The sequence below is a fragment of the Alistipes sp. Marseille-P2263 genome (assembly GCF_018101075.1).
Taxonomy (GTDB): domain Bacteria; phylum Bacteroidota; class Bacteroidia; order Bacteroidales; family Rikenellaceae; genus Alistipes; species Alistipes dispar.
Genome location: NZ_JAGQEJ010000001.1, coordinates 418015 through 443520 on the forward strand (window position 1 = coordinate 418015; position 25506 = coordinate 443520).

Genomic DNA, 25506 nt, shown 5'->3' on the forward strand with positions numbered 1-25506 from the left:
TTACGCAATCCCATCGGTTATGCCTCCTTAATCATTAAGTTAATACCGTCGCGAATGATCTGCTGGATCTCGATCTTCGAGGGATCGACGAACTCGCAGAGCGCGAAGTCCTCCTCGGTGACCTCGTAGATGCCGAGGTTCTCCATCTTGTCGATGTCGCCCGCAAGGCAAGCCTTGAGCAGATACATGGGATAAATGTCCATCGGCAGGTACTGCTCGTAGAGCCCCGTCACGACGAACGGACGCTCGCCGCCGTTGAGGTTCGTGTCGAGGTTGTACTCCTTCTTCGGGCAGAGCCACGAGAAGTAGGCGCGCGAGACGGAGAACTTGTTCAGACGCGGCATCGCCCAGCCCAGCAGCTCGTACTTGTCGCCTTCGGGAATGGCCGTGAGCTGGTTGGCGTAGAAGCCCATGAAGCCCTCGGGCGAGGTCTTCGTGCCGGTGAGCACGTTGCCCGAAATGAAGCGGACGCGGTCGCCCTCCTTCTGCGGACGGACGTTGCCCGAGACGAGCGAATCGACGCGCGCACCCGAGACGATGCGGACGTAGTGCGGGTTTTCGATCTCCGAGCCGGTGACGGCGACGATGCGGCGCATGTCCACGCGGCCCTCATTGACCAGGCGGCCGATGATGGCCAGGTCCTGGATGTTCACCGTCCAGACGATGTCGCCCTTGTTGATCGGATCGACATGGTGGATCTGCACGCCGACGTTGCCCACGGGATGTTTGCCCGCGAAGGCGTGCAACTCGACGCCCTGGAGCGACGGCATCCGTCCCTCGGCCTTGGCGCGCACCGACAGGTGCACCTTGCCCGGCGTGAGGCGGCGCATCAGCTCGATGCCCGCCTGCAGGTTCCGCTGCTCGTCCCGCAGGACGAAGTTGTAGTCCGGAGCCAGCGGCGCGGAGTCGAAGGCGGAGATGAAGACCGCCTTCGGCGTGTCGTTCGGGTCGGCGATGACGCCGTAGGGTCGCTGCACGATCATCGGCCAGAGGCCCGAACGCAGCAGCAGTTCGACGATCTGTTCGCGCGAAGCGGTGCGGAGGTCGATCTTGCCGAACTCCTCGTAGCTCTGCCCGCCGTCGGGGGTCACCGTCACCGAGAGCACCTTGCGCTTCTCGCCGCGATTGACCGCCGCCACCGTGCCGCTGACGGGCGACGTGAAGAGGACCCGCTCGTTGTACTTGTTGAAGAACAACGGCGTACCGGCCTTCACCTTATCGCCCACCTTAACCAGCAGCTTGGGTGTCACGCCCTCGAAATCGAGGGGCGAGAGGGCGTACTCCGAAGCCTGAGGCGCATCGGAGAGCGACTCCCGGGGTTTACCCGCCAGATTGATGTCTAAACCCTTGCGTAGTGTAATGATTTTCGACATGGTTAAAGATTTTGATTGTTATGTTTGGTTTTCTTGGGTCTTTTCCGGATTCGTTTCAGGTCCCGTTCGCCATGTGTTAGCCGGCTAACAGCCTGAATCGCGTGCGAAAGTACTAATTTTTTCCCGAAAAAAACTATTTTACGGAGCATTATTTCCCGCCGGAAGCGAAAAAAAGGGGAACGGCCCGTTTTCCCGCTCCGGACGGACGGGCGGAAGCGGGATGCCGGGCGGAAAAATCGGACGAAGCCGCATCGGGAGAGGAATCCGTTTCCCGAAAAATTCCTACATTTGTCCCGTCATGGCCGAATACGTCAATATCCACACCCACCGCCCTGCGGGCCGCGGCATCGAGCTGCGTGCGAAGGGCGTGCATCCGTGGGACGCGGAGCGGGAGGACACGGCGACGCTCGGGCAACGGCTCGGCGACGCGCAGGCTGTCGGCGAGACGGGGCTGGACTTCGTGTGCGGCGTCGCGCGCGAGGCGCAGACGGCGGCGCTCAGGGCCCAGTTGCGGCTGGCCCGCGAACGGGGGCTTCCGGTCGTGCTGCACTGCGTGCGGGCCTTCGAACCGCTGATGCGCGAACTGGCGGCCTGCCCGCCTCCGGCCGCGATTTTCCACGGATTCATCGGATCGCCCGAACAGGCGCGGCAGGCCGTGGCGAAGGGATATTACCTCTCGTTCGGCGAGCGCACCTTCGCCTCGCGCAAGACGCTCGAAGCCCTGCGCGAGGTTCCGTCCGACCGTCTCTTCTTCGAGACGGACGACAGCCCCGCAGCCATCGAAACGATCTACGCCCGGGCCGCGGAGGTGCGGCGAACGACCGTGGAAGAGCTGCGGCGGGCAACGGCGGAGAACTACCGCCGGCTGTTCGGGGAGAAGTGAAGGACGGCGGCGCTGTTCCCGCGCTGCGGTCCGGAGGCCGCACGACGGACGGCGCACAGGAGGGACACGACGGAAACGAACGAAAACGAACTGCATGGACAACTGGCTGGAGAGGACCGAGCTGCTGCTCGGCGAAGAGAAACTCGGCCGCCTCAGACGGGCGCACGTGCTCGTGGTGGGGCTGGGAGGCGTGGGGGCCTACGCCGCGGAGATGATCGCCCGGGCGGGCGTGGGCCGCATGACCGTGGCCGACGCCGACACGGTGAACGGGACGAACATCAACCGCCAGCTCGTGGCGCTGCACTCGACCGTCGGGAGGCCGAAGGCCGAGGTGCTGGCCGAACGGCTGCGCGACATCAACCCGGAAATAGACCTGAGCGTGGTGAACCGCTACATCCGCGACGAGGAGACCTACGCGCTGCTCGACGCGGCGCGGTACGACTACGTGGTGGATGCCATAGACACCCTGTCGCCCAAGCTGGCGCTCATCGCCGCGGCGCTCGAACGCCGCCTGCCGCTGGTCAGTTCGATGGGCGCGGGGGCCAAGACCGACCCCACGCGCATGGAGATCGCCGACATCGCCAAAACCCACCACTGCCCGCTGGCCCACATGCTGCGCAAACGGCTGCACAAGATCGGCATCCGCAGCGGATTCCGCGCCGTCTTCTCCCCCGAGCCGATGCGCGAAGGGGCGATGATCCTCTGTGAGGAGCGGAACAAGAAATCGAACGTCGGGACGATCTCCTACATCCCGCCGCTGTTCGGCATCGGCTGCGCCTCGGTGGTGATCCGCGGCCTGATCGGCGAGCTGGACTGAGGAGCCTTTCGGCACGAAGCACGGCGCGGCCCGGGGCGGAATGCCTCCGGGCCGCGCCGCGACATGCGGCAGGAAGGATGGCGGGAATCGTCCGGCCGCCGTCAGAGCCGCAGTTTCAACCCCGCGCGGATGGTGTCGGGCCGGAAGTTGAACACGGCGTTCATCTCGCCCGCCATGCAGAGCCCGCAGTCGTCGCAGATGCCCAGCCGCTCGCCCGAGCAGTTGGCGCGCGTATGGTCGGCATAGATGAAATTCGTGACCCAGCAGCGGCGCTTGAAGCGGTTGTGCCGCATCAGCTCCAGCCCCGAGACGGAGTTCATCACCGGATAGCCCGCGCGCTTCATCCGGATCACGGTGTCGATCACCCGTTCGCGCTGTTCGCGCGTAATCATCAGGTCGTCGGCATCGGGGAAAGGTGTGTAGAAATTGATCGAAATGCTCTCGATGGCGGGATTCCGCTTCACGTATTCGATCGTCTCGGCCACATGCTCCCAGTTGTACTTGTTCACCACCATATTGACGCTCAGATGCGGATGGCCGCAGGCGGCGATGTTGCGCTCCAGACGCGCGAACGTGCCTTCGCCGCGGATCATTTCGTGGTACTTCCCGCAGCCGTCGAGGCTGACCCAGATGCTGTCGGCATGGCTCCCGGCGAAGGGCAACTGGGCGTTGGTGGTGATCGTCACGGAGAAGAAACCCACCTCGCGGGCCAGGTCGATCACGTCGTCGATCCGCTTGTCGCCGTCGCGCCAGATCATCACCTCGCCCCCCTCCAGATCGACGAAGCGCGAACCGAGGCGGTAGGAGTATTCCAGCTCGCGGCGGATCTCCTCGAAGGTCATCTCGTCGGGCGTAGCCCGCGAATAGACCGAGCAGTGCCTGCAACGGAGGTTGCATCGGTTCGAGATGAACAGCACGGTCTGCAACGGCCGTTTGCGGCCGAGAACCCGGGCTCCGAAGAACCACCAGCCGAGATAGAGCAACCGCTTTATTTTCTTCATAATCACTCCATTATTTCGAGTACGGTATAAACGACGAGCAGGATGAGCGCGAAGAACGAGACGAGGTTCCGCGCCAGCAGCCACCGCAGCATGAACCAGCCGATCCCCATGTCGCAGTATCTCTTGAAATCGCCCATGGGGCCCATCCACGGGGCCGTGCGCAGGGCGACGGGACGATCGAGAACATAGCTGCGCAGCGAACGCCACAGGAACGCGGCCATGGGCAGGAGCACGAACGTCGCAAGGGCCGCCGCGGGGAGCATCCCGCAGCCGGCGCCCGCGGCGACCAGTACGAACGGCGCGAAGCAGAAGAGGCCCGATGCGGCGATCATCGCCCGCGGCGTGCCGAGCAGGTGGGCCAGCGTGCGTTTGCCCATTCGGGAGTCGGCATGGCGGTCGAGCACGGAATGGGTGTAGAGGATGTTCGTGACGAGCAGTCCGACGGCCGCGCCGACCAGCAGGACCGGACCGTCCAGCACGCCGCACGCCGCATACTGCACGCCGGCCATCAGCAGCGGACCGAACAACAGCCCGACGACCGGTTCGCCCAGCCCGCGATAGCCCAGGCGGAGCGGCCCGCCCGAATAGGAGATGCCGAGCACCGCCCCGATACCGGCGAGGGCCAGCGGCACGACGCCCCGGCAGGCGACGACGACGGCCCCGGCTCCGGCGGCCAGTCCCAGAAACACGCAGACCGCCACGACGAGCTCCCGCACGGAGGCGGCCCCCGAACTGAGGTAAGGGTACTTCGCCACACGGGCACGGATACCGTCCGAAGCCAGCCGCGTGCGCTTCTCGGCGCTCCCCTCGCGGTAATCGAAATAGTCGTCGGCGAGGTTCATGCCCAGGTGGGCGCACCCCACGCCGAAAGCGGCGACGAGGGCCAGCCAGAGGGAAAAACCGTCGTGACGCAGCGACATGCCGACGGCCAGCAGCACGGGCAGCATGCTCTGCGGCAGGGAGACCTGCCGCGCGTTCTTCATCCAGAAACCGATTCCGTTCATCACGCCGCAAAGGTAGCGTTTCCGGCAGAGAATAGCAACTCCGGACGGCGAATTTGCGGCGGAGCGGCCGTTGGACCATGCGCCGGGCCGCCTCCGGAACGGGTCGGAGCGAGGTGCGAAGAGGGTCCGGCCATGCCCGGGATTCCGCCTTCGGCGGCGAAAACAGCGAAAAACGGCGGCACGGAAGCGCACGGAACCGAAAAAGCCGCTATCTTTGCGTGAAAGGGACGCGCCGAAAGCCGGCGTTCCGATTCATAAAAACAAGGAAGATGAAACCGAAAATCGTATTTCTCGACGAATACAGCCTCGGCGGCGCCGACCTCTCGGCGATCCGCGCGCTGGGCGACTACACGGGTTACGCGACCACGCGCCGCGAGGAGACAGCCGAACGCTGCCGCGACGCGGAGGTGGCGATCACGAACAAGGTGCCCATGCGCCGCGATACGCTCGAACGGCTGCCCCGCCTGCGGCTGATCTGCGTGGCGGCGACGGGCATGAACCACATCGACCTCGAAGCCGCCGCCGAACGGGGCATCGCCGTGCGCAACGCCGTGGGGTACTCGACCCACTCGGTGACCGAAACCACGATCGGCGCGGCGATCGCCCTGCTGCGGCAGACGGTCTATTACGACCGCTACGTGAAGAGCGAATACGCCGGATCGCCGCTGCAATACCACTTCGGACGCACGACCCGGCAACTGTACGGATCGCGCTGGGGTATCGTCGGGCTGGGAAACATCGGCCGCAACGTGGCGCGGGTAGCCCGCGCGCTGGGCTGCGAAGTGGCCTACACCTCCACTTCGGGCGTCGTGCGCGAGGAGGAGTACCCCGCCCTGCCGCTCGACGAGCTGCTCGGCTGGGCCGACGTGGTGTCGATCCATGCGCCGCTCAACGAACGCACGCGCGGGCTGATCGGCGCCCGCGAGCTGGCGCGGATGAAACCCTCGGCCATACTCATCAACGTCGCCCGCGGCGGCATCGTGGACGAGGCGGCGCTGGCCGCGGCGCTCGACCGCGGAGAGCTGGCCGGCGCGGGGCTGGACGTCTTCGCGCACGAACCGATCGAAGAGGGCAATCCCCTGCTCTCGGTCCGCGAACCGGACCGGCTGCTGCTCTCGCCCCACAATGCCTGGTCGCCCGTCGAGGCGGTCGGCGTGCTCGTGGAGTGCATCGCCCGGAACATCCGCGGATTTTACGGCATCGGATAGTCATGGAGCCGACGGCAGCAACCGCCCCGCTCACGCCCGACCGGCGGCGGCAACGGGTGTTCGACTTCCTCGACGCCCACGGCATCCGCTACACGTGGTACGAACATCCGGAGGCCCCGACCTGCGAAATCGCCCTGCGCTACTGCCGCGGCGACGGCGCGAAGCACTGCAAGAACCTCTTTTTCCGCAACCACAAGGGCGACCGGCACTACCTGGTATGCTTCGACGCCGAACAACGGCTGGCGATCCGCGACCTCGAACAGCGGCTGCACCAGGGCAAGCTCTCGTTCGCCTCGGAACAACGCATGGAACGGTGGCTCGGACTGCGCCCCGGATCGGTCTCGGCATTCGGGCTGATAAACGACACGGCGAACCACGTGCACCTGTTCCTCGACTCCCGGATGCGCGAGTGGCCCCGCTACGCCTTCCACCCGAACGACAACCGCGCCACGGTGCTGCTCGAGCACGACGAGTTCATGCGCTACCTCGCCGCCGCGGGCAACGGATACGAGTTTCTGGAACTGTACTGACGCACACCGGGGCGTCTCCGAAGGCGGATATTTTCTGAAATGGATCGAAGAAAATGAATCTCAGGCTCTTCCGGAACGTTCGACCATCGACCGGATACGGGAGTTGAAATCGGTCTGCGCCAGAAGTTCCTCGAGCGACAGCGGCATCCTGTACCGCCAATAATGGCGGGGATTCGACGGCACGTTAATCCGTTCGCCGTGCGGATCCGGAGCACGCAACGCCGGATCCGTCGCAAGCCAGTCCTGCAAGGGGAAAACGGCCAGCATCGCAGGCGACGAAAGATGCTGTTCGAGGATGCGCCGGCAGATCTGCGGCGTGCAGACATCCGGGGCGTCGCCTTCCATCCCGAGCACATCGCGGTAAAACCGCTCCGTAAGCGCCCGGTCCTCCTCCCACCAGGCCCGCAGGGGGTTCATGTCGTGCGTCGAGGTGGTGCATACCGAGAGATAGGGATAACGCGACGGATCGGCAAAAAGCTCCCCGACCGACTTGGGCATCCGCTGTATTTCGAGCGAAAGGATTCCGAGGCGGCGCATCACCTCCGGAACACAATCCGGAATCATGCCCAGATCCTCTCCGCAGGCCATCATTTCGGTAGAGGCGAGCAGCGGAGGCAGCTTGCTCATCGCCGAATCCCTCCAGCATGCGTTGTGGCGGCGGTAAAAGAATTCGTCGTACAACGCATCGAAACTCCTGCGCGAGGCATCGTCGAGCGAACGATACGCATAAGTGGCATGGGCCGCGATCCGCGGATGATAAAACCCTCTCTTGCGGGGATCCTCCACGAACAGCACCTCTTCGGTAAGCCGCATGAGACCCTCCGAGAGGATTCGGTCGTGCTCGTCGTCCGCACGGAACCGCGCCGCAATCTTTCTCTGGGTCGAGCAGGAGGCCGCCAGACGGCCCTCCCTGACATATTTCGACTGCACCTCCTGCGCATACGCCCCGAAGATCTCGTCCAGCATGCGCTCCGAAACGCAGGGCGTCACGAACCGGCCCCCGGAGAGATCGAATCCCCGGCTTTTCAGTTCTTCGGACGAGTACGGCAACGCAGGGCTGAAATGCCCCAAAAGACCGCGCACGGAATCCACGGGGATCTCCCAGATTCTGAAAAACCCCAGAATGTGGTCGATTCTGAAGGCATCGAAATACTCCGACATCTTCGCCAGGCGGGATTTCCACCATCCGAAAGAGTCCCCGGCCATCCGTTTCCAGTCGTAGGTCGGAAATCCCCAGTTCTGGCCGAAAGCCGAAAAGGCATCGGGCGGAGCGCCGGCCTGCGAATCCATGTTGAACAGCCGCGGGGCGAACCACGCGTCGGCACTCGTGGGACTCACGCCGATCGGCAGGTCCCCCTTGAGGATCACGCCCCTGGAATGGGCATAGGCACAGGCGTCGGAGAGCTGAAGATGGAGGTGATATTGGACAAAGCAATGGAAATCCACCTCCCGGCGGTGTTTCCCGCGGTACTCCTCCAGGACTTTCCTGTCGTACTTCGCATATTTTCCCCAACGGGTGAAATCCGCCGTGGCGTATTCGTCGCGCAGGGTGCAAAAGAGCGCATACGGCAGCAGCCAGTGCTCGTTAAGGCTCAGAAACTCCCTGAACGGTTTCTTCGAGAGGATTTCCGCGCCTTCGTTCTCGAAAGTCTTCCGCAAAAGACGCAGTTTCTCCCTATTGACCCGCTCATAATCGACCTGCGGAAGGGCATTCAGCTCCTGCCGAAGCCTCAGATACTCCCCGTCGGCCGGAACCCCCGCGGCCGGAAGGTTCATAAACTGGGGATGGAGAGCGAAGGAGGAGTTGGCGTTGTAGGGATAAGAATCCGTCCAGGTCCCCGTCATCGTCGTATCGTTTATCGGAAGCAGTTGGATGACATGCTGCCCCGTCGCCACCGCCCAATCGACCATCTTCTTCAGATCCGCGAACTCTCCCGTACCGAAGTCGTCTTCGCTCCGCAGGGAAAAGACCGGAACGGCGGTGCCCGCACCGCGCCAGCGCCGTCCCTGGAAATTCGGAACGTCGGATGCGAGGACCCTCGCCCTCGCTGGCGTCGCGGCACATGCGAAGACCCGGTTCTCCCCCTCCTCCCAGCGCAGCGGAGCGAGCGTTTTCCGATCGACGATCAGGTATTTATAGAGGAACGGACCGTCGATGCGCAGCGCGAGTCTCCAGTATGGAAACGCCGCGTCGTCCAGAGGAACGGGCTTCGTCCACGCCCCGAGTTCGGGAATATCGCCCGCGATGGCGAGTGTCTCATCGGGACGGACGTCGGCGAAGGCCGTGCAAACGAAGAGATTTTCATCGCCGACGGGCCGCGAAGCCGCCGTGTACCGGCCCCGGGCGAAAATGCCCTGAGAGAATGCCGAAGAGTACAAAGGCGCATCCGAAGGCGTGTCGTTCCACCGGTCGGAAACGTCCGCGGAAGCGGCCGTGCAATTTTCGGGAAGCACGACCCGGTGTCCCTTCCACTCCCGACGGACGCACTTCCCGTCCCGAACCACCTCGTAGGAATATTCCCGGCCGGGAAGGTACCGAGCGATACACCCTCTCCATCTCCCCTCTCCGCAGTACTCCATCGGCAGGCGTCTGTTTCCGGGAGAGACGACAACGAGACGCTCTCCCCAACGGGTATTGTAGGTTATTTGAAGCAGCAGTTTCATATTCGGGGCCATCGGCGCTATGGTTGGCCGTACAAATATAGGCAAGTTTTCCATTCCCCGGCAACAGCGGACAACCAAAAAACGCACGGACGGGCTCCGCATTCACCCTGCGGCAATATTTTCCGGCCCGCCCCGCCCATCGGCCGGCCGGAATACCGAGAACGCCTCCGACCGCCGTCACGCCGACAGCGTACGGAACCGGTCGCCCCCCCCTCGGCCCGGGCGGCCGGTTCTCCTTCCGAACGACACCCCGGCCTTGCACAGGCCGGGGTGTCGAATAGAACGGAACCGGAACGCACGCCCGCACCGGACATGCGCATCGGTATATCGGGTATGGCTACGTATCGGTCCGTCCAACCCTATCGCCGCACGGCGGCATCAAAACTCGACGAGTGCCTCGCCCGTCATTTCGGCGGGTTGTTCGAGCCCCATGAGTTTCAGCACCGTGGGGGCCACGTCGGCCAGAATGCCGTTGCGCACCGACTTCACGCGGTCCGACACCACCACGATGGGCACGGGGTTGAGCGAATGGGCCGTATTGGGCGTACCGTCGGCATTGAGCGCATTGTCGGCATTGCCGTGGTCGGCGATCATCACCACCTCGTAACCGTTGGCCTTGGCGGCCTCCACGACCTTCTCCACGCAGCCGTCCACGGCCTTCACGGCCTTCACGATGGCGTCGTAAACGCCCGTATGGCCCACCATGTCGCCGTTGGCGAAGTTCAGGCAGATGAAGTCGAATTTCCGCTCGCCGAGGGCGGCGACCAGCTTGTCGGCCACCTCGGGGGCCGACATCTCGGGCTGGAGGTCGTACGTGGCCACCTTGGGCGACGCCACGAGGATACGCTCCTCGCCCTCGAACTTCTCCTCGCGGCCGCCGTTGAGGAAGAACGTCACGTGGGCGTACTTCTCGGTCTCGGCGATGCGCAGTTGGCGGAGCCCCTGCTTCGAGACCCACTCGCCGATGGTGTCGGGCACGTTCTCCTTGTCGAAGAGGATGTGTAGCCCCGTGAACTTGGCGTCGTAGGGGGTCATGCAGCAGTAGTAGAGCGGCAACGTGTGCATCCCCTCGGCGGGCATATCCTCCTGCGTGAGGACGATCGTCAGCTCCTTGGCGCGGTCGTTGCGGTAGTTGAAGAAAACGACCAGATCGTTCGGACGAATCAGACCGACAGGCTGTCCCTGCGCATCGACGCGCACAACGGGCTTGATGAACTCGTCGGTGACCTCCGCATCGTAGGATTTCTGAACGGCTCCGGCCATGTCCGTCGCCGCCTCGCCGACGCCCTTGACCAGCGCATCGTAGGCGACCTTCACGCGTTCCCAGCGCTTGTCGCGGTCCATGGCGTAGTAGCGGCCGACGATCGTGGCGATCCGGCCGCCCGTCGAGGCGAGATGCCGTTCGAGCTGCTCGATGAAGCCCTTGCCGCTGCGCGGGTCGGTGTCGCGGCCGTCCATGAAGCAGTGCACGAAGGTCCGCTCCGAAACGCCGTACTCCCGGGCGATGTCGCAGAGTTTGAAAAGATGCTCGAACGAGGAGTGCACGCCGCCGTCCGAAGCGAGACCCATGAAATGCACGTTCGCGCCCTGTGCCCTGGCGTATTCGAACGCCTTGACGATCTCGGGATTCCGCAGGATCGAGTTGTCGCGGCAGGCGCGGTTGATCTTCACGAGGTCCTGATAGACCACGCGGCCGGCGCCGATATTGAGGTGACCGACCTCCGAATTGCCCATCTGACCGTCGGGCAGGCCGACGTTCTCGCCGTCGGTGCGCAGCTCGGCATGGGGATATTTTTCGGTCATGGCCGAAATGTAGGCGGGATGGACCGTAGAAATGACGTCCGCCTTGTCGTGACGGCCGTTGCCCCAGCCGTCGAGAATCATAAGAAGAACCTTGTTATTCATAATCGTATGTCTTTAATATTGTTCCACAATATTCCATTCCGCACTCCCGCTTGAAGCGGACAAAACGACGCGAGGCCGAACGCCGGGAAACGGGACGGCGCCCGCAAATCCGCGAAGCGGTCCGTTTCCGTGAAGCCGGACGTCGTTCCCGTAAAAAACGACATGCGGAGCTTTGGGCCGTACCTTCCGGCAGCGAAAGGCACTAAAACTATTTCACCTGCGCGGCAATCAGCTCCACGGCCTTGTCGATGGCGGCCTGCAACCCGTCGGGGTTCTTGCCGCCCGCCGTGGCGAAGAAGGCCTGACCGCCGCCGCCGCCCTGCATGAGCTTCGCGGCCTCGCGGACCACCGCACCGGCATTCACGCCGCGGGAGGCGATCTCGTCGCCGAGCATCACCGTCAGCGTCGGCTTGCCGTCGCAGAGCGAGCCGACGACGAAGACCAGCCGCGGCGAACGGGCCCGCAGGCTGTACGCCAGATCCTTCACGAAGTCGGGCCGGCGGTCGGTCTGCGTGGCGAAGAGATGCATTCCGTCGCGCTCGGGCGTCGAGGCGGCGATCTTCTCGGCCCACTGCGCCACCTGCTCGCGGCGCATGGCCTCGACCTCTTTCGAGAGGGTCTCGTTGCTTTCGAGCATCTTCTTCACGGCCTGCAGGACCTGCGGGTTGTTCAGGTACTCGCCCACATTGCGCAGCGTGTCCTCCGCAGCGTAGATCACCTTCTCGGCTTGCTCGCCCGTGACGGCCTCGATACGCCGTACGCCGGCCGAAATGGCGCTTTCCGAGAGAATCTTGAAGAATCCGATCGTACCCGTCGAACGGGTGTGCGTTCCGCCGCACAACTCGACCGAATCGCCGAAGCGGACCATGCGGACGCGGTCGCCGTACTTCTCGCCGAAGAGCATCATCGCACCGGCGGCAGCGGCCTCCTCCTTCGTGGCGCTGCGGTTCTCCTCGAGCGGATAATCGGCACGCACGGCGCGGTTCACCAACTGCTCCACCTCGCGCAGCTCGGCGGGCGTCACCTTCTGGAAATGCGAGAAGTCGAAACGCAGCACCTCGGGCGTCACGAGCGACCCCTTCTGCTCGACATGCGTGCCGAGCACCTGCCGCAGGGCGGCGTGCATCAGGTGCGTCGCCGTATGGTTGTTGGCCGCCGACTGCCGCTTCCCGGCATCCACGACGGCACGGAAAGAGGCCCCGGGATTCTCGGGGAGCTCGGCGGCGATATGGATGATGAGCCCGTTCTCCTTTTCGGTCGAAACGATCCCGATGCGCTCGTCGGCGCTCTCGATATACCCCACGTCGCCGATCTGGCCGCCCGAATTGCCGTAGAACGGCGTGCGGTCGAATACCAGCTGGTAGGTCGTGCGGCCCTTCGACACGACGCGGCGGTAACGCGCGATGCGGACCTCGTCGGTCAGCGTATCGTAGCCCGTAAAGACACTCTCGCGGATGGGCAGCAGCTCCACCCAGTCGTCGGTCGAGACGGCCGCGGCGTTGCGCGAACGCGCCTTCTGGGCCTGCAACTCCTCCTCGAAGGCCGCCAGGTCCACGCCGACGCCCTGCTCGCGGGCGATCAGCTCCGTGAGGTCGATCGGGAAACCGAACGTGTCGTAGAGCTCGAAGGCATCCCGGCCCGAAATCAGCCCGCGGCCCTCGCGCTTCGTGCGCTCAATGACGCCGTCGAGCAGGTTGATACCCGTAGCCAGCGTGCGCAGGAAGGAGGACTCCTCCTCCTCGATGACCTTCTCGATGAGCGTCTGCTGGGCCTTCAGCTCGGGGAACTGCCCGCCCATCTGCTCCACCAGCCCCGCGACGAGCCGGCACAGCGTGGGCTCCGTGAAGCCGAGGTAGGTGTAGCCGTAGCGCACGGCGCGGCGCAGGATGCGGCGGATGACGTAGCCCGCCTTGACGTTCGAGGGCAACTGCCCGTCGGCGATCGAGAAGGCGATGGCGCGCAGGTGGTCGGCCATGACGCGCATGGCCACGTCGCACTTCTCGTCCTGACCGTAGCGCTTGCCCGAAAGGGCCGCGATGCGGCCGATGGTGGGCTGGAAAACGTCCGTGTCGTAGTTGGACTTCTTGCCCTGCAGAATCATGCAGAGGCGCTCGAAGCCCATGCCCGTATCGACATTGCGCGCCGGCAGCTCCTCGAGCGAACCGTTGGCCTTGCGGTTGAACTGCATGAAGACCAGGTTCCATATCTCGATCACCTGCGGATGGCCCGCATTGACCATCTCGCGGCCCGGACGGGCGGCGATCTCCGCCTCGTCCCGCAGGTCGAAATGAATCTCGGAGCAGGGACCGCAGGGCCCCGTCTCGCCCATCTCCCAGAAATTGTCGTGCTTGTTCCCGCGGATGATATGGTCCTCGGGAAGGAACCGCTTCCAGAAGCCGTAGGCCTCCTCGTCGAACGGCACGCCGTCCTCCTCCGAACCCTCGAAGACCGTGGCGTACATCCGCTCGGCGGGCAGCTTGTAAACGTCGTGCAGCAGCTCCCACGCCCACTCGATCGCCTCGCGCTTGAAGTAGTCGCCGTAGGACCAGTTGCCCAGCATCTCGAACATCGTGTGGTGGTAGGTGTCGTGTCCCACCTCCTCCAGGTCGTTGTGCTTGCCCGAGACGCGCAGGCATTTCTGCGTATCGGCCGCCCGCGGATACTTGCGGGGCGCGTTGCCCAGGAAAATATCCTTGAACTGGTTCATGCCCGCATTGGTGAACATGAGCGTGGGGTCGCCCTTGACGACCATCGGAGCCGACGGCACGATCACGTGACCCTTCGAAGCGAAGAAGTCGAGAAAGGCGCGGCGAATTTCATTCGATTCCATTTGCAAGATATACTTTTTTCCGAATTTGCCCGTTTGATTTCGGGTTGCAAAATTACACAATTAAAGTTAAATTTGCACCTTGCAAAGGGCAGTTTTTTCCGCGATGAAGCAAAAAGAGGAGGGATTCGGCACGCAGCGCTTCGCCCGCGAAGCGCAGGCGCTCACGCACGAGGCGACGGCGCTCACGCGCGAAGTCGTCACGGCGCCGTTCCGTCTGAGGACCTACCGGCTGATCCGCAAAATCCTCATCGGATTCATTCTCGTCTCGATCGCCAACGTCCTCTTCTCCTACTTCTTCTACACGCCCAAGATGTACCGCATCCTGAGCGACAACCGCGAAATCGTCATCCGCTACCGCATCCTGCAGGACCGCATCCGCACGGCGCAGCGGAAAGTGGACGAAATCCGCCACCGCGACAACCACGTTTACCGTGCGCTCTTCTCGACCGACACGCTCTCGATTCCCGGGGTGTGGCAGCCCTACCCCGATTCGAAATACGCCCCGCTGGCCGGCGACGACTACGCCCCCCTGATGATTCCCGCGTGGAAGGAGCTGGACGCACTGGCCCGCACGATCTACCTCGAATCGGTCTCCTTCGACGAATTGCAGCGGCTCTCGAAGAACAAGGAGCAACTGTCGGCGGCCGTGCCGGCCATCTGGCCCATCGACCGCGCGGCGCTCCACGGCAACCACATCGGCGCTTTCTCGCCGCGCCGTTTCCACCCCGTGCTGCACCGCGTGGTGGCCCACACGGGCATCGACCTGGGATGCGACCGCGGTACGCCGGTTTACGCCACGGGCGATGCCGTGGTGGAGCTGGCCGCGGCGGCCGGCTACAACGGAGGCTACGGCAAGCAGGTGCTGCTCGACCACCAGTTCGGATACAAGACCCGCTACGCCCACCTGAGCGAGGTGCTCGTCCGGCCGGGCGACCGCGTCCGGCGCGGGCAGCTCATCGCCCGCACGGGCAACACGGGCCGTTCGACCGGTCCGCACCTCCACTACGAGGTGATCCACAAGGGCGTACCCGTCAATCCGATCAACTATTTCAACCGCAACATGACCGCCGAGGAGTACGAACGCCTCATGGAAAGTCTGCGCGAAACCAATTTCGAAACGCTCTGAGATGACCGGGAAGAAGGATCTGGCACGCCTGCGCAAGCGCCGCCGCCGCAAACAGCGCATCATCCGCACGACGGTCCACCTGTTCGTGTGGCTGGGAGCCGCCGTACTCTACTACATCGGCTTCTCGCTCTTCTTCGACACGCCGCTCGAATACGAGATGAAGCACTCGACGGACCGACTGCGCAGCGAATACGCGGCGCTCACGCAGCGTTACGACTCGCTGCAAACGGTCATGGAGAACCTCGCGGCGCGCGACCGCAGCGTGTTCCGCATTCTTTTCGAGTCGGACCCCTACGACTTCGACTCGGAGTACGAACGGCAGCAGAGCCTGACCTACGAGAAGATCGTGGACCGCTCGACACGCCGCCTCAAGCGCGAACTGCGCGACCGCGTGGCCGACATGGAGCGACAGCTCGGACAGCTCAACGACACCTATCTCGCCCTGCAGGAGCGCATCGACTCGGCCGGACGCGACTGTGACCGGATTCCCTCGATACAGCCCGTCATCAACAAGCAGCTCACGCTGCTCACGGCCTCCTACGGAATGCGCATCCACCCCTTCTACAAGACGCTGCAATCGCATCAGGGCGTCGATTACACCATTCCCGAAGGGTCCCGCGTCTTCGCCACGGCCGACGGCGTGGTACGCGACGTGGCCACGCGCAACTCGACACAGGGGCGGACCGTAGTGATCGACCACGGCAACGGCTACGAAACCTCGTACAGTCACCTTTCGCGCATCAACGTCCGCCGCGGGCAGCAAGTCCGCCGCGGCGACATCATCGCCCTTTCGGGCGACACGGGCCTCTCGCTCTCGCCGCACCTCCATTACGAAGTGCGCTACAACGGCATGCGCGTGGACCCGGTCCATTACTTCTTCATGGAGCTGTCCCCCTCGGAATACCAACGGCTCATCCGCATCGCCCAGTCGGGGATGCAGGCTTTCGACTGACCTCCGCGCCATGACCGATTCCCGGATCAGACTTCTGCTGCTCGACTTCGACGGCACGCTGGCAGACACGCGGCGCGCCAACACGCTCGCCTATGTCGAAACGCTGCACGAAGCGGGCTACGCCCTGACCGAGGAGGAGTATGCGGCCCGCTATTTCGGGATGCGCTGCGAGGAGTTCCTCACGCGGATCGGCGTCGCCGATCCCGCGGAACGCGAGCGGCTGCGGCTGCGCAAGATCGCGCTCTATCCCCGCTATTTCGACACCGTGCGGCTCAACCGGCCGCTATGGGAATTCTGCCGGCAGTTCCGCGCGCAAGGGGGCCGCGTGTGGATCGTCTCGACGGGCAGCCGCGCCAACATCGGGAACGTCATGCGTCATCTGGGCATCGGAGGTCCCGCCGCAGGACCGGACGAAGCGCCCCTGGGCCGGGTGGACGGAGTGCTTTCCGGCGCGGACGTCGCACGCAGCAAGCCCCACCCCGACTGTTTCCTGGAGGCCATGCGCCGCGAAGGATGCTCGCCGCACGAAACGCTTATCTTCGAGGATTCGGCCATCGGCATCGAGGCCGCCCGCCGCAGCGGAGCGGGCTATGTCGTCGTCAGACTCTGAACTCTTCACAAATGCCGGATGACCCGGCAGGGATTGCCGACAGCCACGACACCGGAAGGAATCGAATGCGTAACGACGCTGCCTGCACCGATCGTCGTGCCATTCCCGACGGTCACGCCCGGAAGGATCACACTCCGTCCGCCGATCCACACGTCGTCGCCGATGACTACGGGAGCCGTGGATGAATTCCAGAAAGCGGCGTTTTCGTTCCGCCGCTCCGCCGGATTCGTCGGATGGAAAACCGTGTAAATATGCACGCCGGGACCGATGCCCGAATAGTTCCCGATCGTTATCCGATTGCAGTCGAGGAAGACACAGTTCATATTGATCTCCACGTGATGACCGATATGGATGTTTTCCCCGTAATCCACAAAGAACGGAGCCGAGATCCAGACATGCTCTCCGTATGAACCCAGAAGAAGATCCAGCAAGGCCGACAAATGCCCGGTATCGGTCATCGGCGTGTTATTGTACTCGGACTGCAACCGCTTCGCCAGTTGCCAGCGTTCCCACAATTCCGGAGAGGTGGCATCGTAGTTCTCTCCGGCCAGCATTTTCTCCTTTTCGGTTCTCATACGGGCTCTTATCCTCGTTTGCAAATCACGTTGAAATCGCAGTAGCGGCAGGTGTCCGCATCCGCGCACTGACGGAACGGCACGGCGGGATCGTACATTTCGGCGAGGGTCTCGCGCACCAGCTCCTCGAAGCGTTCGGCGTAGAGCGAATAGCGCGCCCCGCGCAGCGACAGCTCCCTGTCGTCGAGCAGCGGCGAATAGTCCGGGCGGTTCATCGCCCGCACGTAGTAGAGCGCCGGCGTGGCGTCGCTCCCCTCCGAACGGTAGAGCATCATGGCGTAGAGCAGCGTCTGGACGATATTCGACAGGCGCTGTCTGCCCTCGCCGCGGAAAAGGCTTCCGATACCGGCGAACTCCAGATGCGGCGAGCCGGTCTTGTAGTCCACCACGCGCAGCGACCCGTCGTCCAGGCGGTCGATGCGGTCGGCGATTCCCGAGAACTTCATCCGCCGCGGCCCCCCGGCCGTCGCGAAGTCGAAGCCGTAGTCCACCCTCCGCTCGAGCCCTTCGACCCGGAAGCCGTCGTGCGCCGCATCGTAGGGCATCACTCCGCCGCGCAGGTAACGCACCACGATATCCTTCACCAGCACCAGATTGCCCGTATAGTCGGCCGCCGTGGCCTTCGGGTCCTTCAGGTAGTGTTCGCCGATCGCCGCCTCGACCGCCGCGGCGACCTCGCCCGTGCGGATCAGCGCCCGCAGCGTTCCGCCGGGGTGCGCCTCGCCTTCGATCGGGGCATAGAGCCGCTGTACGGCGGCGTGGAGGATCGTGCCGAACATCGGGGCGTCCACCTCCTCGGAAATCTCGTCGCCGGCGTCGAGCCGCGCCACGGAGTGAAAGTAGAACCGCAGGGGGCAGGCCACGTAGCGGAAGAAGGCCGTGGGCGAAAGCGTGGCCTTCGATCCGGGATCGGTGAAGCGCTCCAGCCGCCGCATCACGCCCTCGTCCTTCCGGACCTCGATCGGCGCGGTCTCCGCCAGATTGACGTCCACGCCCACCTCGATCCGCCGCAGCGGGGAACCGCTCTCGTAACCCAACTGGTAGATATAGCGGCTCGGCTCGCCCGTGGACTTGTCGTCGGCATGGGCGCAGTAGAGCATCCACACGCGGCGGGCGCGCTGCACGAGGCGGTAGAAATAGTAAGCATAGACGCCCTCGTGGTGCTCGGGCGTGGGCAGCGAATAGGCCGCGCGGAGGTTGTAGGGAATGAACGACGCCTGCGCCATGCGGTTGCCCGGGAAGTTGTCGTCGTTCATCGAGAGGATCACGACGTTCTCGAAGTCGAGGTTGCGCGTTTCGAGGATGCCCATGACCTGCACCCCTTCGAGCGGCTCGCCCTCGTAGGGGATGCGCAACGTCTGCAAGTGACGGCGCAACAGCGAGGCATAGACCTCCGGCGCAGGCTCTATACCGCATTCGTCCAACGAGTTGCCGAGCCGGGCGATCTCCCCGGCGATGACTGCCAGGAATTCCGTCCGCCGGCGGGCGTCGTCGTCCGGGCAGGGTATCCGCACGACCGCCGCCACGACCTCCGACAGCCAGGCCGAGAGCGCCCGCCAGCCGGCGGCCGGGGAGAAGACGAGCCGCAGCAGGTCGTTACGCCCCAGCCACGAGGCTTCGACCGAAATGCGCCGCTCGCGCATGATCTCCTCCTGCAAGCGGCGCGTCAACTCCGCGTCGCACCCGGCGACATAGGGGTGCGCGAGCAGCCCCGTGACGTCGGCGTGGTAGAAAGTGCAATCCGCACCCTTCGTCCGGCGGCGGGCCTGCAACTCCACGAGGCGCTCGACGAAGGTGTAGGCCAGACTGGCACGCAGCGGATAGCCCATCGTGACGTTGACCGGCCCGACCTCGGGCGGCATGGCGCAGAGCAACGGCAGCAGCAGGTTCTCGTCCGTCAGCACCACGGCGGTCTCCTTGCCCAGCCGGCCGCCGGCCGCCAACCCGCGGAGGATCGTCGCCACGTACTTGCACTGCACGGCGTTCGACACGGCGGCCACCGAGGTCAGCTCCTTGGGCCGCGACATGCCGTCGTGCGAGAGTTCGGCACGGGGCGGGAAGCGCACGACGTTTTCGCGCACGAACATTCCGGCCTCCTGCTCCGGATCGTCCTTATAATAGGAGTCGTAGTCCCAGTAGAAATCGGTTTCCGCGGCAGAGGAGAGAAAGCGGAACAGCTCCTTCTCGCACTCGGAGAGGGCGTTGAATCCCGCCACGACGAAGCGCCGGGGCGTCGCGAAGGCGAACTCGCCGCTGCGCAGGCGGTCGGCGGCGGCGCGCTGCACCATGCCGCCGTAGGCGATACCCAGCTCCGAAAGCCGCTCGCGGAAGCGGCGATAGACCGGTCCCAGCGTCCGCCATATCGCCAGAAAGCGCCGTTTCTCCTCCGAAAGGTCGGCCTCGGCGCCGAGCGACGACCAGAAGGCGACGATCCGCAGTTGCGCGGGGGTGAGGTAGGAAATGTCGGCCTCGATCTCCCGGATCTCCTCGATATTGCGGAAAAGCATCGCGGCGTCGATCCGGTATTTGTCGATCGTGTCGAAATCGGCGAGGAGCATGTCGCCCCAGAAGTAGAATTTGTCGAACGGTTCGGCGTGGTACTCCGAATAGATTCCGTACAGCTCCGTGATGAGCCGCAGGCGGTCGCCCGTCCGGAGGCCCGATATTTCGGACATCAGTTCGTCGATCGTGGTCCACGACGGCTGCCACATCGGCCGCCGGGCGATCCGCGCGAGGGCGTCGGTGAAGAACAGCCGTGCACGGCGCGACGGAAAGAGCACGGCGCGCTGCGACAACTCCTCGCCGTAGCGCGCATAGAGATCCGCCGCGACTTCGCCCAGGAAACTCTCCATCGTCCCTCGGCGGCCGTTTACTCCGCCTCCCCGATGCGGGCGATGCTGCCGCCCATGAACTTCTCGCTGACACGCAGCACCGCAGGCTCGCCCTTGTAGGCGATCCTGCCGCCCGTGGAGGTCTTGGCTTCGAAACGGTCGGTGACCCACAGCGTCGCGCTGCCCGAAGAGGTTACGTTCACCTGCGCCGACATCGTCTCCAGTTCCGGAGCCTCGACAGCGCCCGTGGAGACGAAGAGCGTCAGGTAGCGCACCGCCCCCGAAAGCGCGGCCGAGCTATGGCCCGAGAGCTCCATGCGGAGGTCCTTCACGTCCAGATCGGCCGTCAGCTTCGCCGCACCGCCCACCGTGAGATCGAGCAGCGTGGCCGAAAAGCGGCCTTCGAACGTCGCTGCGGCATCCGAAACCGAAATCCGCTCCAGCGTATTGTAGCACACCGTGACGGTCGTGCGCTCGGGCCGGCGGGCGTCGCGCCGCTCGGTGATCCGCAACACGCGGTCGCGTACCTCGGCGCGGAACCGGGTCGTATAGGAGCCCTTCGTATCGTAGATGATCCGCGGAGCCTCCGTATCGGGAACCTGCACGAAGCGGATATCGACCGGCGCGGCGACCTCGACGGCCGTGAACGACGGCAGCCACTCGCTGCGCTCCCCTCCGGACGTGTCGGAAGCCGCCGCGACCGGCGCGGAAACGGGAGCAGCAGGCATCGCCCCGCTCACCGTATCGGCGGCGGGAAGCCCCGGTGTGCGGGCCGGGACACCGACGGAAACCCCTGCCAGAAGGGCCGTCAGAATCAGTCGCTTCATCTGTTTTTTCATGGTCCGAAGTCGTAATTGTTCCCGCTAAAGTACTAAAAATATTGCGAAATCCGGGATTTATTCCGTACTTTTACTTTCGAAAACCGACTTTTCGAAGAGTGAGAGCGAAGATTCTGAATGCGAGCGCCGGATCGGGAAAGACCTACCAACTGGCCTACAAATTCGTCCGCGACGTCGTCGGACGGCCCGACCTCTACCGCCATATCCTCGCCGTGACCTTTACGAACAAGGCCACCGAAGAGATGAAGTCGCGCATCCTCAAGGAGATTCATGCACTGGCCTCGGGAGCCGGAAGCGCCTACCTCGACAGCCTCTGCCGCGAGCTGCGGCTCGACGAGCAGACCGTCCGCAAACGGGCCGCCGAGGCGCGTTCGAGAATCCTGCACGACTACTCGCGCTTCACGGTGCTGACCATCGACACCTTCTTCCAGCGCATCCTCAGAGCCTTCATCAAGGAGCTGGGACTGGACCTCAACTACAACGTCGAGATCGAGACGGCCTCGGTGCTCTCGAAGAGCGCCGACTCGCTCATCGACCGGATCACCGACGACCCCGCCCTCGGACGGTGGCTCACGGCATTCGTGCAGGAGCGCATCGACGAGGGGCGCAAATGGGACGTCCGCGACGGCATCCTTTCGCTGGCCGGAGAGCTTTTCAAGGAAAGGAACAAGGCGACGCTCGCCCAGGCGCGTCCGAAGGAGGAGCTGGGCGAAATCGTGGCACGCGCCACGGCGCAGGCGGCGGCCTCGCGCGAGGAGATGCGCCGGACGGCTTCCGAAGCCGTCGGGGCGATCGCGGCCGCAGGGCTCGCGGCGGCCGACTTCGCGGGCAAGAGCCGCAGCTTCGCAGGCTATTTCTACGCCGTGGCCGGAGGCGAGCTCAAAGCCCCCACGGAAACCGTCCGCAAGCGGGCGGCGGCACCGGAGGGATGGGCGGCGAAGGGTTCGCCCGCAGAGCGCCTCGTACCGCAGTTGCGACCCCTGCTGCAAAAGCTCTGCACGCTCTACGACGAGAATATCCGGCTGTGGAACACCTGCGACCTGCTGCGCGAGAATTACCGCAGCTTCGCGCTGCTGTCGGACCTCTACGCCCGCGTGCAGCAGCTCTGCGCCGAGCAGAGCACGATGCTGCTCTCCGAAACCAAATACCTCCTCTCGGAGTTCATCGGCCGCAACGACGCTCCGTTCATCTACGAAAAGGTGGGCAACCGCTACGAACGCTTCATGATCGACGAGTTCCAGGACACCTCCTCGCGCGAATGGGAGAACTTCCTGCCGCTGTTGCAGAACGCCATGGCGCAGTCGGAGGAGACCTCGGTGTTCATCGTGGGCGACATCAAACAGTCGATCTACCGCTGGCGGGGCGGCGACTGGCGGCTGCTGCACGACGAGGCGCAACGGGCGCTCGGCACGGAGAACACACGGGTCGAGGTGCTCCGGGAGAACTGGCGCAGCCTGCCGTGCGTCGTGGAATTCAACAACGCGGCGATCGACCGCATCGTCTCGGCGGACAACCTCGCGCTCAACACCCGCCTCGACGAAGCCGCCGGGCGCGGCGACATCGGCGCGGAGGAGGCCGCCGCACTGCGAGACACGCTCGCCGACGCCTACCGCGAACAGGCGCAGACGCCCCGGCGCCGGGGCGAGCACCCGGGGTATGTCTCGATCGAGACCTTCGCCGAGCGGCCGCCCGTGGTGGAGCGCATCTGCGAGCTGATCGACCGGGGATTCCGCCCGGCGGACATCATGGTGCTGGTGCGCAGTGCCACGGACGGCGCGAAGGTCGCCGCCGAGCTGCTGGAGTTCAAGCGCCGCAACGAGGAGCCGCGCTACCGGTTCGACGTGATGACGCAGGAGGCGCTCATCGTGGGCAACGCCCCCGTGAGCTCGTTCATCGCCGCCGCGCTGCGGCTGGCGCTCGACCCCGACGACACGCTCAACCGCGCCGTCTACAACCACTACCTCGGCCGCGATTTCGACCGGGAGCTCCCGGACGGGGAGCGGAGCTTCTTCCGCTCGATCCGCCTGCTGTCGCCCGAAGAGGCGTTCGAACGGATCGTCATGCGCCACGACCTGCAGGGCGACCGGCGGCAGATCGCCTACTTACAAGCCATCCACGAACAGATCATCGCCTTCTCGGCGGCGAAGATCGCCGACATCGCACTGTTTCTCCGCTGGTGGGATGAGCAGGGACGGAACCGCTCGCTGAGCGTCGAACAGAGCGCCACGACCGTCGAAATAACCACCGTCCACAAGGCCAAAGGGCTCGAAAAACGGGCCGTCATCATCCCCTACTGCTCCTGGCAGCTCGACCCCAAGTCGGGCGGCAACGTGCAGAACATCGTCTGGGCGGAGGCCCGCGACGGCGAAGCGGCTGCGATAGGCCGCTTCCCGGTGCGTTACAAACGGGCGATGGCCGAATCGGGTTTCTCGGCCGAATACTACCGCGAACTGGTATACGCCCACGTTGACAACGTGAACCTGCTGTACGTGGCCCTGACGCGCGCGGCCGAATCGCTGCACGTCTTCGTGCCGCAGAAGGGCGGCGCGCCGAACGTCGGCGGGCTGCTGCTGCAAAGCATCCGCGTCGAGGGCGACCGGGCGACGGTCGGCACGCTCGAAGGGCGCTACACGGCCGACGAGCGGGGCGAGCACTACGTCTTCGGGGAGTTCGCAGGCCCCGTGGCGGGCGGCACGAAAGACGCCGAAGCGGAGCACGTTCTGCTCGAAGAGTACCCCACGGCACAGGCCGCACTCCGGCTGCGGCTCCCCTCGCAGCGCTATTTCGAGGAGGGCGGCGAGACCGAGCTGGCGCCCCGCAACTTCGGAATCCTGATGCACAGGGCCTTCGAGCAGGCCGAGGACGAGCGGCAGATCCGCGAGGCCGTGGACGCCATGCGTGCCGACGGCACGCTGACGGACGACCAGGCCGCCCGGCTCGGAAAAGCCATCGACCGGGCGCTGGAGCTGCCCGAGGTCCGCGAATGGTTCGGCGGCGGATGGCAGGAGGTGCGCAACGAGCAGGAGATCATCCTTCCCCGCCCGGCAGACGGCGCCGGTTGTCTCCCCGGCGTCCCGAACGACACCGACGACCGCTCCGGCGCCCCGAACGGCACGACACGGAGGCCCGACCGCGTGATGATCGCCGGCGACAGGGCCGTGGTCGTGGACTACAAATTCGGCGACCGCGACGCCGAACGCTACCGCCGCCAGATCGGCGGCTACTGCACCCTGCTGCGCGGAATGGGCTACGCCCGCGTCGAAGGCTACCTGTGGTATGTCCGGCGGGGCGAGGTGGAGCGGGTGGTATAACCGTGTCCGCCGAAGACATTGACTTCTCCTCCGGAGAACGCCCCTTGTGCCTGCTACCCCGAAAATAACGAAACACCCGGCTACCACTGCGGTAACCGGGTGTTTCATTCGTATCATACGGCCGAAATTCCGGCAGGATCGTCTTCCGGCAGGCCCAAAGGCTCTCCGGATACGCTCCCTCCCCCGTCGGCCGACGGAGGTTACTCGCCCAGCGCGAAGCGCTTGTAGGCGATCACCGTGGCCTCCTTGTCGGCCTTGCGGATATACTCGGCGATGGTCTCCTTCTCGCCTACGACGAGCTGGTTGAGCAGCGTGTTCTCCTCGAAGAATTTGCGCATCTTACCCTCGGCGATCTTCTCCAGAATGGCCTCGGGCTTGTTGGCGTTCTTCGGGTCCTGCTTCATGGCCTCCACGGCGATCTTACGCTCGTGCTCGATGACCTCTGCGGGGCAGTCGGCCTCCGAGATCGAAACGGGAGCCATGGCCGTAGCCTGCATGGCGACGGTGTGGGCCACCTCGGCGGGAACCTCCTTGTTGAAACCCAGCACCGTGCCGAGTTTCTTGTTGAAGTGCACGTAAGCGGCGCAGTAGGGAGCCTCGATACGGGCATAGTATGCCAGTTCGATCTTCTCGCCCGTCTGTCCCGACTTCTCGGTGACCATCTCCTCGACGGTGCGGCCCTCATCGTTCTTCGTAGCCATCAGCGCGTCGCGGTCGGCGGCGTCGTTCTTCACGGCCACCTCCAGCATCGCGTTGGCCGAAGCCGAATACTCGGCGTTCTGAGCCACGAAGTCCGTCTCGCAGGCCAGGCAGAGGATATAGGCCTTCTGGCCCACGATCTTCGTCACGACCACACCCTCGGTAGCGGTACGGTCGGCACGCTTGGCCACGACGAGCTTGCCCTTCTCGCGGATAATGTCCTGAGCACGCGCAAAATCGCCTTCCGCCTCCATGAGGGCCTTCTTGCAGTCCATCATGCCGGCACCGGTCATCTTGCGGAGCTTCATCACATCAGCAGCTTTGATTTCCATAGTCGTATCTGTTTTT

General features: G+C 64.4%; 18 protein-coding genes. 8 read left to right on the forward strand and 10 right to left on the reverse strand.

Annotation, left to right across the window (positions count from 1 at the left end):
- Positions 1-17 precede the first annotated feature (17 nt).
- Positions 18-1373, reverse strand: coding sequence for a Na(+)-translocating NADH-quinone reductase subunit A (locus tag KB554_RS01810; RefSeq protein ID WP_211034797.1), 1356 nt, complete (start codon positions 1371-1373; stop codon positions 18-20).
- Between the two features lie 298 nt (positions 1374-1671).
- On the opposite strand from KB554_RS01810, the gene KB554_RS01815 reads away from it, so the two are divergent.
- Together KB554_RS01815 and KB554_RS01820 are read left to right on the forward strand one after the other, a co-directional pair.
- Complete coding sequence (locus KB554_RS01815; RefSeq protein WP_211034798.1) at positions 1672-2256, forward strand: TatD family hydrolase; 585 nt, start codon at positions 1672-1674, stop codon at positions 2254-2256.
- A 94-nt stretch (positions 2257-2350) separates the two neighbouring features.
- A complete protein-coding gene (locus KB554_RS01820) occupies positions 2351-3073 on the forward strand; it encodes a tRNA threonylcarbamoyladenosine dehydratase (protein WP_141429591.1) in 723 nt (240 codons plus the stop codon).
- Between the two features lie 101 nt (positions 3074-3174).
- Here the strand turns inward: KB554_RS01820 and KB554_RS01825 are convergent, their stop codons facing one another.
- Both KB554_RS01825 and KB554_RS01830 read right to left on the reverse strand, forming a co-directional pair.
- The gene (locus KB554_RS01825) at positions 3175-4074 is read right to left on the reverse strand and encodes a radical SAM protein (protein WP_162852164.1); all 900 of its coding nucleotides are present in this window, start codon (positions 4072-4074) and stop codon (positions 3175-3177) included.
- Between the two features lie 2 nt (positions 4075-4076).
- Positions 4077-5078, reverse strand: a complete 1002-nt coding sequence (locus KB554_RS01830) for a prenyltransferase (RefSeq protein WP_242116254.1) — start codon at positions 5076-5078, stop codon at positions 4077-4079.
- Between the two features lie 269 nt (positions 5079-5347).
- On the opposite strand from KB554_RS01830, the gene KB554_RS01835 reads away from it, so the two are divergent.
- A complete protein-coding gene (locus KB554_RS01835) occupies positions 5348-6286 on the forward strand; it encodes an NAD(P)-dependent oxidoreductase (protein ID WP_211034800.1) in 939 nt (312 codons plus the stop codon).
- A 2-nt stretch (positions 6287-6288) separates the two neighbouring features.
- Positions 6289-6816 carry a prolyl-tRNA synthetase associated domain-containing protein gene (locus KB554_RS01840; RefSeq protein WP_141429588.1) on the forward strand — a complete coding sequence of 176 codons (528 nt, stop codon included), beginning with the start codon at positions 6289-6291 and terminating at the stop codon, positions 6814-6816.
- A 60-nt stretch (positions 6817-6876) separates the two neighbouring features.
- Here the strand turns inward: KB554_RS01840 and KB554_RS01845 are convergent, their stop codons facing one another.
- The 3 genes from KB554_RS01845 to alaS all read right to left on the reverse strand — a co-directional run bounded on the left by KB554_RS01845 (position 6877) and on the right by alaS (position 14215).
- Positions 6877-9480 (reverse strand): 4-alpha-glucanotransferase, encoded by a 2604-nt coding sequence (locus KB554_RS01845; RefSeq protein WP_211034801.1) that lies wholly within the window; start codon positions 9478-9480, stop codon positions 6877-6879.
- 378 nt (positions 9481-9858) lie between these two features.
- A complete protein-coding gene (gene gpmI / locus KB554_RS01850) occupies positions 9859-11385 on the reverse strand; it encodes a 2,3-bisphosphoglycerate-independent phosphoglycerate mutase (protein WP_211034802.1) in 1527 nt (508 codons plus the stop codon).
- Positions 11386-11593: 208 nt separating this feature from the next.
- Positions 11594-14215: an alanine--tRNA ligase gene (gene alaS, locus KB554_RS01855; RefSeq protein WP_211034803.1), complete on the reverse strand. Its 2622-nt coding sequence runs from the start codon at positions 14213-14215 to the stop codon at positions 11594-11596.
- Between the two features lie 103 nt (positions 14216-14318).
- Between alaS and KB554_RS01860 the strand changes: the two genes are divergently transcribed.
- Genes KB554_RS01860 through KB554_RS01870 form a run of 3 tightly spaced genes read left to right on the forward strand, consistent with a single transcriptional unit; the run spans position 14319 to position 16903 of the window.
- Positions 14319-15341, forward strand: a complete 1023-nt coding sequence (locus KB554_RS01860) for a M23 family metallopeptidase (RefSeq protein ID WP_141429584.1) — start codon at positions 14319-14321, stop codon at positions 15339-15341.
- A gap of 1 nt (position 15342) precedes the next feature.
- Positions 15343-16293 carry a M23 family metallopeptidase gene (locus KB554_RS01865; RefSeq protein ID WP_211034804.1) on the forward strand — a complete coding sequence of 317 codons (951 nt, stop codon included), beginning with the start codon at positions 15343-15345 and terminating at the stop codon, positions 16291-16293.
- A 10-nt stretch (positions 16294-16303) separates the two neighbouring features.
- Positions 16304-16903 (forward strand): HAD family phosphatase, encoded by a 600-nt coding sequence (locus KB554_RS01870; protein WP_211034805.1) that lies wholly within the window; start codon positions 16304-16306, stop codon positions 16901-16903.
- 5 nt (positions 16904-16908) lie between these two features.
- Here KB554_RS01870 and KB554_RS01875 read toward each other — a convergent pair whose 3' ends face one another.
- Genes KB554_RS01875 through KB554_RS01885 form a run of 3 tightly spaced genes read right to left on the reverse strand, consistent with a single transcriptional unit; the run spans position 16909 to position 21136 of the window.
- A complete protein-coding gene (locus tag KB554_RS01875) occupies positions 16909-17478 on the reverse strand; it encodes a sugar O-acetyltransferase (protein ID WP_211034806.1) in 570 nt (189 codons plus the stop codon).
- A gap of 8 nt (positions 17479-17486) precedes the next feature.
- Positions 17487-20330, reverse strand: a complete 2844-nt coding sequence (locus KB554_RS01880; RefSeq protein ID WP_211034807.1) for a PD-(D/E)XK nuclease family protein — start codon at positions 20328-20330, stop codon at positions 17487-17489.
- Positions 20331-20347: 17 nt separating this feature from the next.
- Complete coding sequence (locus KB554_RS01885; protein WP_242116227.1) at positions 20348-21136, reverse strand: DUF2807 domain-containing protein; 789 nt, start codon at positions 21134-21136, stop codon at positions 20348-20350.
- A 110-nt stretch (positions 21137-21246) separates the two neighbouring features.
- Between KB554_RS01885 and KB554_RS01890 the strand changes: the two genes are divergently transcribed.
- Entirely contained in the window at positions 21247-24459 is a 3213-nt protein-coding gene (locus KB554_RS01890; protein ID WP_211034808.1) for a UvrD-helicase domain-containing protein, read from the forward strand.
- A gap of 200 nt (positions 24460-24659) precedes the next feature.
- Here KB554_RS01890 and tsf read toward each other — a convergent pair whose 3' ends face one another.
- Positions 24660-25490 (reverse strand): translation elongation factor Ts, encoded by an 831-nt coding sequence (gene tsf, locus KB554_RS01895; RefSeq protein ID WP_141429578.1) that lies wholly within the window; start codon positions 25488-25490, stop codon positions 24660-24662.
- Positions 25491-25506 lie beyond the last annotated feature (16 nt).

Coding starts and splice junctions, on each gene's coding strand:
- KB554_RS01810 (WP_211034797.1), bottom strand. CDS start 1,373: ATGTCGAAAATCATTACACTACGCAAGGGTTTAGACATCAATCTGGCG.
- KB554_RS01815 (WP_211034798.1), top strand. CDS start 1,672: ATGGCCGAATACGTCAATATCCACACCCACCGCCCTGCGGGCCGCGGC.
- KB554_RS01820 (WP_141429591.1), top strand. CDS start 2,351: ATGGACAACTGGCTGGAGAGGACCGAGCTGCTGCTCGGCGAAGAGAAA.
- KB554_RS01825 (WP_162852164.1), bottom strand. CDS start 4,074: ATGAAGAAAATAAAGCGGTTGCTCTATCTCGGCTGGTGGTTCTTCGGA.
- KB554_RS01830 (WP_242116254.1), bottom strand. CDS start 5,078: ATGAACGGAATCGGTTTCTGGATGAAGAACGCGCGGCAGGTCTCCCTG.
- KB554_RS01835 (WP_211034800.1), top strand. CDS start 5,348: ATGAAACCGAAAATCGTATTTCTCGACGAATACAGCCTCGGCGGCGCC.
- KB554_RS01840 (WP_141429588.1), top strand. CDS start 6,289: ATGGAGCCGACGGCAGCAACCGCCCCGCTCACGCCCGACCGGCGGCGG.
- KB554_RS01845 (WP_211034801.1), bottom strand. CDS start 9,480: ATGAAACTGCTGCTTCAAATAACCTACAATACCCGTTGGGGAGAGCGT.
- gpmI (WP_211034802.1), bottom strand. CDS start 11,385: ATGAATAACAAGGTTCTTCTTATGATTCTCGACGGCTGGGGCAACGGC.
- alaS (WP_211034803.1), bottom strand. CDS start 14,215: ATGGAATCGAATGAAATTCGCCGCGCCTTTCTCGACTTCTTCGCTTCG.
- KB554_RS01860 (WP_141429584.1), top strand. CDS start 14,319: ATGAAGCAAAAAGAGGAGGGATTCGGCACGCAGCGCTTCGCCCGCGAA.
- KB554_RS01865 (WP_211034804.1), top strand. CDS start 15,343: ATGACCGGGAAGAAGGATCTGGCACGCCTGCGCAAGCGCCGCCGCCGC.
- KB554_RS01870 (WP_211034805.1), top strand. CDS start 16,304: ATGACCGATTCCCGGATCAGACTTCTGCTGCTCGACTTCGACGGCACG.
- KB554_RS01875 (WP_211034806.1), bottom strand. CDS start 17,478: ATGAGAACCGAAAAGGAGAAAATGCTGGCCGGAGAGAACTACGATGCC.
- KB554_RS01880 (WP_211034807.1), bottom strand. CDS start 20,330: ATGGAGAGTTTCCTGGGCGAAGTCGCGGCGGATCTCTATGCGCGCTAC.
- KB554_RS01885 (WP_242116227.1), bottom strand. CDS start 21,136: ATGAAGCGACTGATTCTGACGGCCCTTCTGGCAGGGGTTTCCGTCGGT.
- tsf (WP_141429578.1), bottom strand. CDS start 25,490: ATGGAAATCAAAGCTGCTGATGTGATGAAGCTCCGCAAGATGACCGGT.